This is a genomic window from Myceligenerans halotolerans (assembly GCF_054782975.1).
In genome coordinates this window covers 1-12,441 of sequence record NZ_BAAGRL010000022.1, presented here as the reverse complement: position 1 = coordinate 12,441, position 12,441 = coordinate 1, and the positions used below count along the sequence as shown (strand labels likewise).

The window sequence follows — 12,441 nt, the reverse complement described above, 5'->3', positions numbered from 1 at the left end:
ACGGAAAACCCCCGACCACACCACACGATCGGCTCCTCGGCGCGGCGGACGCGGCGAGACGCGTACCATTTTCCGGTGAGTCAGCAGCAGTCCACCTCGGGTCCGCCCCGGTTCCGCACGTCTCCGGTGAGTTTCGCGTCGCGGTCCGGGCGCCTGACCGCCGGGCAGCAGCGCGCCTGGAACACCCGGCGTGATTTCTACCTGGTGGAGGCCCCCCGGCACTTCGGGCGGATGTCGGTGGATCCCGCATGGCGGTTCGACGCCGCCGCGGTGTTCGGGCGGACGGCGCCGCTGGTGCTGGAGATCGGGTCGGGTCAGGGCGACGCGATCGTCACGGCCGCCGCCGCCGATCCGGACCGTGACTACCTGGCCGTCGAGGTGTACCGGCCGGGCGTGGCCCAGGTGATGGTGCGAGCCGACCGCGCCGTGCGGGAGCGCGCCGGTGAGCCCGGTGAGGGCCAGGACGCGGAGCAGCCGGACGGGCCCGGCCTGCCCAACCTGCGCGTGATGCAGGTCAACGCCGCCGAGCTGCTGGACACGGCGATCCCGGCCGGGTCGCTCGACGAGGTGTGGACCTTCTTCCCCGACCCGTGGCACAAGTCGCGACACCGCAAGCGGCGTCTCGTGGCTCCGGCGTTCGCCGAGAAGGTGGCACGCGGCCTGCGTCCTGGCGGCGTCTGGCGGCTCGCGACGGACTGGGCGGAGTACGCCGAGCAGATGCTCGACGTCCTGGAGGTCGCCCCGGGGCTCCGCAACGACCACGGCCCCCGCGCGGCGGCGCCCCGCTTCGAAGGCCGCGTCATCACGGGCTTCGAGCGGAAGGCCCACAAGGCGGGCCGGGACATCACGGACCTGACCTACGTCAGGGCATAGCCGGAACTCGGGCCGAGGCGAGTGGTGAGAGCAACCTCACCCCTTCCTCGGTGTCCGCGGAATCTGGCGGTTCCCGGATTCCTGTGTGTTCACATCGTTCGCCGCGCGGGTGAATTTTCTTCATGGATCGATTCGGAAGCGGCGGACTCTTCCTGCTAGTTTCCGGTGCCGCGACAACGACCACCGTCGCGCCCCTGGATGCGCCGGGATGCAGCGCAGAGTCGATGAATACGGTGCCATGTTCTCCGATACGAAGACCCGGCCGCGCCATGTGGCCATCGTCGCCCCGATCCGGTCGGAGCAGCGGGCCCGGATCGAGGAGATCCACGGCCTGCGGGGCGTGGCGCTGGTCCTGGTGGCGGCCTTCCACCTGTTCGGCAACGGGCGGGTGTCCGGGGGCGTCGATGTCTTCCTCGTCGTCTCGGGGTTCCTGGCGACGCGTTCTCTTCTGGGCCGGGTGACGCGCGGCGAGCTGAGTCTGATCACGTACTACGGGCGGACGTTCCTGCGTCTCGCGCTCCCGGCACTCGTGGTACTCGGCGCGGTCTGGGTACTGATGTTCCTGGTGGCGCCGGAGGCGTCGTGGCATCAGACAGGACGCGAGATCGTCGCCGCGGCCCTGTACGGGTTGAACTGGGAGATGATCTCGGGCCAGCTCGCCTATGGCGCGGCCGGGCCGGACACGAGCTCGCTGCAGCACTTCTGGTCGCTGTCGGTACAGGGGCAGTTCTTCGTGGTCTGGCCCCTGGTGATCCTCGCGCTCGCGTACGTCGTGCCGAGAGCGAGGACCAGGATGTCGTCGCTACCAGGACTGGTGGCCGTCGTCGTCGGGCTCGGGACCGCGGCTTCGTTCCTGTTCGCGGTCTGGCTGTCGGGTCAGAACCAGGCCGAGGCGTACTTCCACACCGGCGCGAGGTTCTGGGAGCTCGGCGTCGGGGCGCTGGCTGCCCTGATGCTTCCGAAGATTCGCATGTCCGACCCGGTTGCGGGACTGCTCGGCGTCGCCGGGCTCGTGCTCGTCGTGTCGTGTGGCTTCGTGATCGATGGCGGGCCGGCATTCCCCGGCCCGCTCGCGCTGTGGCCGGTAGCGGGTGCGCTGCTCGTGGTGCTGGGCTCGGTGAGCGAACGGCCGACCATGGTCAGGCGTGTCCTGCGCCTGCGACCGGTCACGTTCGTCGCCGACATCTCCTACGGCCTCTACCTGTGGCACTGGGTCCTGCTGGTCGCGTTCCTCCAGTGGCGCCGCCACGACACCGTGGCCGTCCCGCATGCCGCGGTGATCCTCGTGGCAGCCGTGTTGCTCGCCTGGATCACGCACAAGGTCGTCGACCCGCTGCCCGCCGCTGCGATGCGGCGTTCGCCCGGAACCCCGCTCATCGCCGTCGCCACCTGCGTCGGGCTCTTCGCAGCCACGTCCGTCGTCGGCCTGAACCTCCTGGACCGTGCTCGGGCCGAGGAGAGCGCACGGATCGAAGCAGTCATGGCAGGCGCTGGTCAGCGCTGCCTCGGAGCAGCGGCTCTGGACCCCGAGAAGCAGCCGTGCGTGGATCCTGGCCTGGAAGGTCTCCTGGTGCCGGCCACCTCCTCGCTGGACACCGATCAGCACAGCGTCAAGGGCTGCTGGTCCAACCGGGAACGTCCTGTGGAGCTGCGAGTCTGCACGGTCGGACCTACCGAGGGGTTCACGAGGCATCTGTTCGCCGTCGGCGACTCGCACAACCACGCGCTCGTCGGTGCCTACCAGCAGATCGCCGACGAGCACGACTGGCGCATCGACATCGCCGGACGGACGGGGTGTCACTGGAACGCCCGGCCTCGTGTCAGCGACGAACCCGAACTGACCCGGCTGTGCAGCGAGTGGAACCGGCTCGTGGACGCCCACGTCGGGTCCCGCCCTGAGCTGGATGCGATCATCGTGACCCACTCGGCCCGTGCGGCAGTGGAGTCCGAACCCGGTGAGGACCGGGTCGAGGCGCTGGCCACCGGCCTGGAGCAGGCGTGGGCGAAGCGGCCCTCGGAGACGACACGGATCCTGGCCATCAAGGACCTACCGATCTTCGAAGCGAACGCGAACGTGTACTTGCGCGACGTCGTGCACTGCGTCGAGGAAGCAGGTCCGGAGAAGGCCGGGGCCGCCTGCAGCCGGCCCCGCTCCGCCGTCGTCATTGACGAAGGGCTACGGCAGGCGGCCGGGCGCGACCCGAACGCCGTGTTCATCGACCGCACCGACCTCTACTGCGGGCCGGAGATGTGCTCGCCCGTGGTCGGACACACCATCGTGTACCGCGACGGATACCACCTCACCGGTATGTATGCCCGCACCATCGCCCGCTACCTCGGAGAGAGTCTCGCCGAGGCACTGGACCAGGAGCCGGGCACCTGAAACCGCACGATCTCCGATCGGTCCGATCGGGCACGGACCCTGCTGTTGCCGAGTGATGGGCCCGCCGGCCCGGCCCCTATACCTGGCGGGCTTCGGCCAGGCGGCGCTCGCGGGCGTTGAGCGCGCCCGTCGTCATGCCGTAGATCGCGATGGCGCCGAGCACCTGGACGAGCACGTCGTCGAACGACACGTTCCGGCCGCGGCCCAGGACGCTCTGGAGGATCTCGGTGGTCCCGGCGATCACGGCCGCGGCCACGATGATGCGCCAGCCGGACGCGAGCGCCTTCCACCGCAGCGGGGCGACGGCGGCGAAGGGCGCGAGCAGGAGGAAGTTTCCCGCGACGACCGCGACCTGCGGTGGCACCTGGGTGAGGCCGTGCCGGGGGATCCAGTTCGTGAACCAGTGCTCGAAGGTGCTCGCCAGGTCGGTGAACGGGATGAGGTTCGGCGACAGCGCCCCGGGGCTCGCGTGGATTCCCAGGACCACCCAGACGTAGACGGCGGCGTGCAGTGCCAGGACGACGTCGAGTATCCAGCCCGCCTCGGCGGCGCGTTCCGCGTCCGAGCGGATGCTTGCGTGGTGCACGATGGCGATCGCTGCCGCCACCAGGCTGATCGCGATGGCGATCGGGGCGAGGTCGAGTCCGCCGAGGACTCCGGGCATGGGTACTCCTGAAGGGTTGGTGCGGGGCAAACCAGACCAAATCTATCGGCTCCGGTCGCGCGGCCGCCTCACCGTCCCGGCTGCCCGGCTGCACGTCCGCTTGCCCCAGCTGCCCGCCTCACCGCTCCAGCCGGATCACCACGGACTTCGACGCCGGTGTGTTGCTGCCCTCGGCCGTGTGGTCCAGGGGAACCAGCACGTTCGTCTCGGGATAGTAGGCGGCGGCGCATCCCTTCGCCGTGGGGAACGCGACGGCGCGGAACCCCGCAGCCCGGCGGTCCGTCACCCGGCCCCGGCCGTCCGGCCACTCGGAGACCAGGTCGACGGTCTCGCCGTCGGCGACGCCGAGTTCCTCCAGGTCCAGTGGGTTCACGAACACGACGCGGCGCCCGCCCGTCACGCCGCGATACCGGTCGTCCTGACCGTAGATCGTGGTGTTGAACTGGTCGTGGCTGCGGATGGTCTGCAGCAGCAGTCGCCCTTCCGGCACCCGCACCACCTCCAGCGGGTTCACGGTGAATCGCGCCTTCCCGGTCGCCGTCGGGAACTCGCGGGCGTCCCGCGGCGGGTGGGGCAGGACGAATCCGCCGGGCTCGGCGACGCGGCGCTCGAAGTCCTCGAACCCGGGCACCACGCGGGCGATCGACTCGCGGATCCGGGAGTAGTCCTGTGCGAACTCTTCCCACGGTGCCGGGTCGTCCGGGCCCAGCACGCGCCGGGCAAGGTCGGCGACGATCGTCGGCTCGCTCCGCAGGTGGTCCGACGCCGGCCGCAGGGTGCCGCGGGAGGAGTGCACCACGCTCATGGAGTCCTCGACGGTCACGAACCGCGGGACCGCCGCGGAGGCGGCTGCGTGCCCGCGACCGCCGTCGTCCCGCTCCGTTCTGCCGAGGCAGGGGAGGATCAGCGACCGGCGGCCCGGGACGACGTGTGAGCGGTTGAGTTTCGTGGAGACGTGCACCGTCAGCGGGACGCGGCGCAGCGCCTCCTCGGTGAGGGCGCTGTCCGGCGTGGCGGCGGCGAAGTTCCCGCCCATCGTCATGAAGACGTCGATCCGGCCGTCGCGCATCGCGCGGACCGTGTCGACGGTGTCGTGGCCGGGCTCGCGCGGCGGATCGAAGGCGAACTCGGCGCCGAGCGCGTCGAGGAACGGCGCGGGCGGGCGCTCCCAGATGCCCATCGTGCGGTCACCCTGGACGTTGCTGTGCCCGCGGACCGGGCAGGCGCCCGCGCCGGGGCGGCCCACGCTGCCGCGCAGCAGCAGGAAGCTGACCACCTCGCGGATGGTCGCGACGGCCTGCTTGTGCTGGGTGAGCCCCATCGCCCAGCACGCGATGATGTTCCGCGCGCCCACGACGTCGTCCACGAAGGCCTCGATCTCGGAGCGGTCGAGGCCCGTGGCGGCGTCGACGTCGGACCACGACAGCGCGCGCCAGGCGGCGGCCGCGTCCTCGAAGCCGTCGGTGTGCTCGGCGATGAAGTCGTGGTCGAGCACGGGTTCGCGACCCGCCGTGCGCGCGTCGTCGTCGCGCTCGAGCAGCAGGCGGTTCACCGCCTGGAACAGGGCGAGGTCGCCGGCGAGCCGGACCTGGAGGAAGCGGTCGGCGAGCCGCGTCCCGCGGCCCACGACACCGCGGACGCGCTGCGGGTTCTTGAAGGTCTGCAGTCCCGCCTCGGGCAGGGGGTTGATCGCGACGATCCGCGCGCCCCGGTCCTTCGCCGTCTCCAGGGCGGTGAGCATCCGCGGGTGGTTGGTCCCGGGGTTCTGCCCGACGACGACGATCAGGTCCGCGTGGTCCGTGATGTCCGCCAGCGACACGCTGCCCTTGCCGATGCCGAGCGTCTCGGTCAGCGCCGCGCCCGACGACTCGTGGCACATGTTCGAGCAGTCCGGCAGGTTGTTCGTGCCGAGCTTGCGCGCGAGGAGCTGGTAGAGGAACGCCGCCTCGTTGCTGGTGCGGCCCGACGTGTAGAACGCGGCCCGGTCCTGGGCGCCGGCCGCGCGCAGGCCACGGAGCTCGCCCGCGACGAGGTCGAGGGCCTCGTCCCAGGTCACGGGGCGGTAGTGGGCGGCGTCCGTGTCGCGCAGCATCGGTTCGGTGAGCCGGCCCGACTTGCCCAGGCGATGGTCGGTCCAGGTCGCGAGCTCGGCTATGGGGTGCTCGGCGAAGAACGCTGCGTCGGCCCGGGCGCGCGTGGCCTCCTCGGCGACGGCCTTGGCGCCGTTCTCGCAGAACTCCGCCAGGTGCGGCTTGCCGGGCTCCGGCCAGGCGCAGCCGGGGCAGTCGAAGCCCCCGTGCTGGTTGACGAGGCGGAGGGCCTTCAGCCCGCGGCCGAGGCCGGGCTCCTCGACGACGTCGGCCAGTGCGTGCACGACGCCGGACACCCCCGCCGCCTCGTGCTTCGGCCCGGAGACACGCAGACTCCGCTCCGGACGATCACCTCGGGCATCTTCACTCACACCGGCGACGATACGCCGCCGTCGCTCCGTTCGGTGCGGGGCTGTGATCGGTCGGTTGGCGAGTGGTCGGCTGGTTGTCGGATGATCGGCCGCTCGGGGGGCCGATCATCCGACATCCGGCCGACCACTCGACGTCCGGCCGACCACACCGCGTACGCGCGGGACACTGGGGTGTATGGGAGTGATCAGTGAGCGGCGGAGGGTTGTCCGGGTGCGCGTCGGGGGCGGGGTCGCCGGCGACGGGATCGCCGGGTCGGCGCGGTCGGCGCGTCCCGACGCCCTGGCCGTCGAGGAGCCGCTCATGGTGCGGCTGGTGCGTGGCGGCGGGCCGGTGCGGTCGCCGTCGCCAGCGGGATCGGCGGGATCGGCAGGATCGGCGGCGGAACCGCTCACGCTGACGATGCGCACGCCCGGGCACGACTTCGACCTGGTGGCCGGGTGGCTCGTCGGGGAGGGCGCCGTCGGCGCGGCGTCGGACATCGTGGGCATGAAGGCGTGCAGCGACGAGGAGAACACGATCGACGTCGCGCTCGCGCGCGGCGTCGAGCCGCCGCGGCCACGGGCCCACCTGACGACGAGCGCGTGCGGGGTGTGCGGGTCGGACACCGTGATCGAGGTGGCGGGGGCGCTGCGCTGGCCCGTGGCAGGGGACCCGGTCACGGTCGGCGCCGACGTGATCGCCGCCCTCCCGGAGCTGCTGCGCGCACGACAGCGGGCGTTCGACCGGACCGGCGGGCTGCACGCGGCCGGCCTCTTCACGGCCGACGGCGACGTGTTGTACGTCCGCGAGGACGTGGGCCGGCACAACGCCGTCGACAAGGTGGTCGGCGCCGCGTTGCGCGACGACCGCCTGCCCGCTGCCGGGACGGTGCTCCAGGTCAGCGGGCGGGCGTCGTTCGAACTGGTGCAGAAGGCCGCGCGGGCCGGGATCCCGGTGCTGTCCGCGATCTCGGCGCCGTCGACCCTCGCGACCGACCTGGCGCACGAGTGCGGCCTGACCCTGCTCGGGTTCGTGCGGGGTGAGTCGATGAACGTCTACACGCGGGCGGACCGGGTCAGGGGAGACCGACCGGTCAGCAGTTCCGGATGAACCAGACCGGCCCCAGCGCGACGACGTTCGGCGGTGGGTGAAGGCTTCGGTCCTGGCCGGAACGACCGGCCGACGCAGGAACCGGAAGGCATGCCCCGGCGGGAGGAAAAAGCGTGGCCCGATCGCGGATCTCCGATGAGACTGGCCGCATGCGCATCATCGAGGCCCCGCACCCGCCGTCCCTGGATCATCCCGACGCCTGGGCGTATCACGGCATCGGCGAGATCGGGCGTGCCGTGTCCCTGGAGACGTGGGGTGTCGACGACACGGCGATCAGCGCCAACGACGTCCTCGTCACCATGTCGAACCAGCAGTACGCGGACAAGGTCCGCCTGGTTGCCGTCGAGGACGACGGCGGGCCGACGCCGGACGTCATCGGGCACGCGATGCTCTACTTCCCCACGAGCTCCAACCCGCACCTGGTCCACGTCCCGGAACTGGAGGTGGCGCCCGGGTCGCGCGGCAAGGGTGTCGGGCGCGCCCTCGCCGAGGCCGCCCTCGAGCACGTGCGGGTGGTCGGCCGGACGACGGTGCTGTTCGGGGTGGACTTCGGCGAGGAGGACCAGGACGTGACCGAGTGGGTCACGGCGTCGTCCGGGAAGGGCCGGGTCGCCGCGAACCTTCCCGGGATCCGGCTGACGCGCTCGCTCGGGGCCGAGTGCGCCATCGTGGAGCGCAAGTCCCTGCTGGAACTGCCGCTCGCGCCGGGCGCCCTCGAGGCGTTCGAGACGGAGAGCAGGGCCGTCGCGGGCGACGCCTATCGCCTGCACACCTGGCGCGACAACATCCCCGAGGAGTGGATCGACGCCTACGCCGACCTGGAGACGGCGCTCGGCGCCGACGAGCCGCGCGGCGACCAGGACGTCGAGACCGATCCGTGGGACGCCGAGCGGGTACGGACGGCCGACGCGCAGCACGCCGCCCGGGGCAACGGCTACGTCATCACGGCCGCCGAGCACCTCGGGACCGGCGAGCTCGCCGCCATGACGATGCTCCTGTACCCGAAGGACGAGACGCGCGAGTACGCCGAGCAGGAGGCGACGGTGGTGCTCCGCGCCCATCGCGGCCACCGGCTCGGCATGCTGGTCAAGGCAGTGAACGCCGGGGCCCTGCTCGACGCCAAGCCGAACGCCAAGCGCGTCTGGACGTGGAACAACGAGGAGAACCCGCACATGCTGGCCATCAACGTGGCCATGGGTTTCCGCCCGGCGGGCGGCTGCGCGGAGATGCAGTGCAAGGTCTAGATGTGCCGTCACACCGTCGGGACAATCTCCCTGAACGTCACATCTAGGCGACACTGTCCAGCAGGAGCTTCGCGGCTGTCGTGGCGCCGTCGGGGCGGATCGTGCCGGCCACCTCGGCGGCCCGGGTTCGCGTCTCCGGAGTCAGGGCCGTGTCGAGCGCGGCCGACAGGGAGCCGGAGGTCGGGGTGGGGCCGTCGTGGGCCGCGCCGATGCCCAGAGCAGTCACGCGGCCGGCCCAGTACGGCTGATCCGCCACCTGCGGGACGATCACCTGTGGCGTGCCGGCGCGGGCGGCCGTCGTGGTGGTGCCCGCGCCCCCGTGATGCACGACGGCGGCCACCCGGCGGAACAGCGCCTGCTGGTTGACCTCGCCGATGACCTGGCAGTCATCGCCCTCGTCGATCGGTGCCAGCTCGGCCCAGCCGCTGCCGAGCAGGATGCGGCGGCCATGGGCACGGACCGCGTCGAAGGCGGCCCTGGCTGTCCTCTCGGCGTCGTGCAGGGGCATGCTGCCGAAGCCCACGTACACGGGCGGCGGGCCGGCCTCCAGGAACGCCTCCAGGCCGGCGGGCAGCGGGCGCTCGTCGGGGCGGGTCCACGCGCCGGTCTGCGTCACGTCGATGTCCGCGGTCGGCCGCCACGGCCCCAGGACCGGGTCCGACGCCAGGAGCGGGTGGTCGCCGAGGATGAGGTCGCGGACGTTGCCGGTCGGCGGCAGGCCGGCCGATGCCCGGAGGGAGTTGATCGGCGGGCCGAACAGTCCCTGCAGGTGTTCGGCGTTGAGGTACCAGAGCACCCGGTTGTCGGTCTCCTCGTCCGGCACAGCCTGTCCGGGCCAGGGCACCGGCGGGTGGTGCGGCGACGGGACGAAGTTCGTGGAGAAGGTCGCCCCGGTGCATGGGATTCCCCGCTTCTCGGCCGCCGCCTGCACCCCGGCCTGCATGCCGATCACGCCGGCGGACACCACCGCGTCGCAGTCACCGGCGGAGGCGACCGTCTCGTAGGCCATCGCGGCCAGTTCGGCCGTGATCTCCGGAAGGGTCTTCGGCGCCTCGTCGGCGAGCAGGCCCGTCGCCAGCGCGCGGATCGGCCATCCGACGGGCACCGGCGGGACGCCGGCGTCGTCGAGCAACTCCGCGAAGTCAGGCGGCGCGCAGACCCGCACGTCCACGCCGAGCTCCTGGAGTGCCAGGGCGAGCGCCACCATCGGCTCGACGTCCCCGCGTGAGCCGTAGGTCGTCAGCAGTACACGCATCGTGTGTCCTCCGTCGTCGGCAGTACCGGTCAGGTCCGGCGATTCTGCGGGACGACGGGGGCCTTGCCGCAAGACCCCCGGTGCGCTATATGTTGAGAGTGGCAGGGAGAGGGCACCTCTCCCTGCTTTGGTGTTCCTCGTGTGCTGTCCGTCGAGCCGAGGCGACGGGTGTCAGTGTCTCCTGGCATGATCTGATGCGGCCCGCGGAGGCAGGGCCGTTGGCAGAGCCGGTTGGATTCGACGAGGTAGGGGACAGTGCAGAGCATCAACGCGCGCATCGCCGAGGAGCTGGGTGTCCGGGAGAATCAGGTCGCCGCTGCGGTCGGCCTGCTCGACGACGGGGCGACGGTCCCGTTCATCGCCCGGTACCGCAAGGAGGTGACGGGCACCCTCGACGACGCGCAGCTGCGCACCCTCGAGGAACGGCTGCGTTACCTGCGCGAGCTGGAGGAGCGCCGGGCGGCGATCCTGCAGTCGATCGACGAGCAGGGCAAGCTCACGGACGAGCTGCGCGCGCAGATCCTCACCGCGGACACGAAGTCCCGGCTCGAGGACATCTATCTGCCGTACAAGCCGAAGCGGCGCACCAAGGCGCAGATCGCGCGCGAGGCCGGGCTGGAGCCGCTGGCCGACGCGCTGTTCGGCGACGCGACCCTCGACCCGGAGGAGACGGCGGCCGCGTACGTCGACGCCGAGAAGGGCGTGGCCGACGTGAAGGCCGCCCTGGACGGCGCTCGCGCCATCCTGGTCGAGCGCATGGGCGAGGACGCCGACCTGCTGGGCACCCTGCGCGGGCGTCTCTGGGCGCGCGGCCGCATGATCTCCCGGGTGCGGGACGGCGCCGCCGACAAGGGGGCGAAGTTCGCCGACTACTTCGACTACTCCGAGGAGCTCGCGAGCCTCCCCTCACACCGCATCCTGGCGATGTACCGCGGTGAGAAGGAAGAGGTGCTGGACCTGGTGATCGAGCCGGAGCCCGACGCCGAGCCCGGGGTGCCGACGTCGTACGAGGCAACGATCGCGGACCGGTTCGGCATCCGGCAGCAGGGCCGGCCCGGCGACAAGTGGCTCGGTGACACCGTGCGCTGGGCGTGGCGCACGAAGATCCTCGTCCACCTCGGGATCGACGCGCGCCTGCGGCTGCGCACCGAGGCCGAGGACGAGGCCGTGCGGGTCTTCGCCGCGAACCTGCGCGACCTGCTGCTCGCGGCGCCCGCCGGGTCCCGCGCCACGATGGGCCTGGACCCCGGCCTGCGCACGGGCACCAAGGTCGCCGTCGTCGACGCGACAGGCAAGGTGGTCGACACCGCGACCATCTACCCGCACGCGCCACGCAACCGCTGGGACGAGGCGCTGGCGACGCTCGGTGCGCTCGTCGCGAAGCACCAGGTCGAACTGGTCGCGATCGGCAACGGCACGGCCTCGCGAGAGACGGACAAGCTCGCGGCCGAGCTCGCGAAGAACCTGCCGGGTCTGACGAAGGTCATGGTGAGCGAGGCGGGCGCGTCGGTGTATTCGGCGTCGGCGTTCGCGTCCGCGGAGCTGCCGGACCTGGACGTGTCGCTGCGTGGTGCGGTGTCGATCGCGCGCCGCCTGCAGGACCCGCTCGCGGAACTGGTGAAGATCGACCCGAAGTCGATCGGCGTGGGTCAGTACCAGCACGACATCACCGAGACCAAGCTGTCGCGCTCGCTCGACGCCGTCGTGGAGGACTGCGTGAACGGGGTGGGCGTGGACCTGAACACGGCGTCGGCGCCCCTGCTCTCGCGGGTCTCGGGGATCACGAAGACGCTCGCGGACAGCATCGTCTCGCACCGGGACGTGAACGGGCGGTTCGCCTCCCGGTCCGGGCTGAAGGACGTCGCGCGCCTCGGGCCGAAGGCCTTCGAGCAGTGCGCGGGCTTCCTCCGGATCCGTGGTGGCGACGAGCCGCTCGACGCGTCGTCGGTGCACCCGGAGGCGTACCCGCTGGCGCGCAAGATCGTCACGGCGGCCGGGTCCGAGGTCACCGGCATCGTCGGGAACCAGGGTGCGCTCAAGGGCGTGAAGCCCACCGACTTCGTGGACGACCAGTTCGGTCTGCCCACCGTGACCGACATCTTCGCCGAGCTCGTGAAGCCCGGCCGCGATCCGCGCCCGGAGTTCACGACGGCGTCGTTCACGGACGGCGTGGAGACGCTGGCCGACCTCGTGCCTGGCATGATCCTGGAGGGTCAGGTCACGAACGTCGCCGCGTTCGGCGCGTTCGTCGACGTGGGCGTGCACCAGGACGGGCTCGTGCACGTGTCGGCGATGTCCAAGCGGTTCGTCGAGGACCCGCGCGACGTCGTGAAGTCCGGCGAGATCGTCAAGGTCAAGGTGCTCGACGTGGACGTGGCCCGCAAGCGGATCGCGCTCACGCTGCGCCTGGACGACGAGGTCGGCGCCGGGGACGGCGCGGCCGCCCGCGGCGCGCGGGGCGGCGACGGGTC

Annotated in this window: 8 protein-coding genes; 5 read left to right on the top strand and 3 right to left on the bottom strand. The window is 71.7% G+C overall.

The window, feature by feature from the left end; all coding sequences use genetic code 11:
- Window positions 1–75 precede the first annotated feature (75 nt).
- Both trmB and ACYVK5_RS14930 read left to right on the top strand, forming a co-directional pair.
- On the top strand, window positions 76–873 hold the full coding sequence (gene trmB, locus ACYVK5_RS14935) for a tRNA (guanine(46)-N(7))-methyltransferase TrmB (protein WP_460706332.1): 798 nt from the start codon (window positions 76–78) through the stop codon (window positions 871–873).
- 238 nt (window positions 874–1,111) lie between these two features.
- A complete protein-coding gene (locus tag ACYVK5_RS14930; RefSeq protein ID WP_460706330.1) occupies window positions 1,112–3,256 on the top strand; it encodes an acyltransferase family protein in 2,145 nt (714 codons plus the stop codon).
- 76 nt (window positions 3,257–3,332) lie between these two features.
- On the opposite strand, the gene ACYVK5_RS14925 is transcribed toward ACYVK5_RS14930, so the two are convergent.
- A complete protein-coding gene (locus tag ACYVK5_RS14925; protein ID WP_460706328.1) occupies window positions 3,333–3,920 on the bottom strand; it encodes a VanZ family protein in 588 nt (195 codons plus the stop codon).
- 118 nt (window positions 3,921–4,038) lie between these two features.
- Window positions 4,039–6,381 carry an FdhF/YdeP family oxidoreductase gene (locus ACYVK5_RS14920; protein ID WP_460706326.1) on the bottom strand — a complete coding sequence of 781 codons (2,343 nt, stop codon included), beginning with the start codon at window positions 6,379–6,381 and terminating at the stop codon, window positions 4,039–4,041.
- A 175-nt stretch (window positions 6,382–6,556) separates the two neighbouring features.
- On the opposite strand from ACYVK5_RS14920, the gene fdhD reads away from it, so the two are divergent.
- A complete protein-coding gene (fdhD, locus tag ACYVK5_RS14915) occupies window positions 6,557–7,471 on the top strand; it encodes a formate dehydrogenase accessory sulfurtransferase FdhD (protein ID WP_460706324.1) in 915 nt (304 codons plus the stop codon).
- Between the two features lie 149 nt (window positions 7,472–7,620).
- The gene (locus tag ACYVK5_RS14910; RefSeq protein WP_460706322.1) at window positions 7,621–8,715 is read left to right on the top strand and encodes a GNAT family N-acetyltransferase; all 1,095 of its coding nucleotides are present in this window, start codon (window positions 7,621–7,623) and stop codon (window positions 8,713–8,715) included.
- A gap of 43 nt (window positions 8,716–8,758) precedes the next feature.
- Here ACYVK5_RS14910 and ACYVK5_RS14905 read toward each other — a convergent pair whose 3' ends face one another.
- Window positions 8,759–9,970: a glycosyltransferase gene (locus ACYVK5_RS14905; RefSeq protein WP_460706320.1), complete on the bottom strand. Its 1,212-nt coding sequence runs from the start codon at window positions 9,968–9,970 to the stop codon at window positions 8,759–8,761.
- 255 nt (window positions 9,971–10,225) lie between these two features.
- Between ACYVK5_RS14905 and ACYVK5_RS14900 the strand changes: the two genes are divergently transcribed.
- A partial coding sequence (locus ACYVK5_RS14900; protein WP_460706318.1) for a Tex family protein occupies window positions 10,226–12,441 on the top strand: 2,216 nt, incomplete at its 3' end.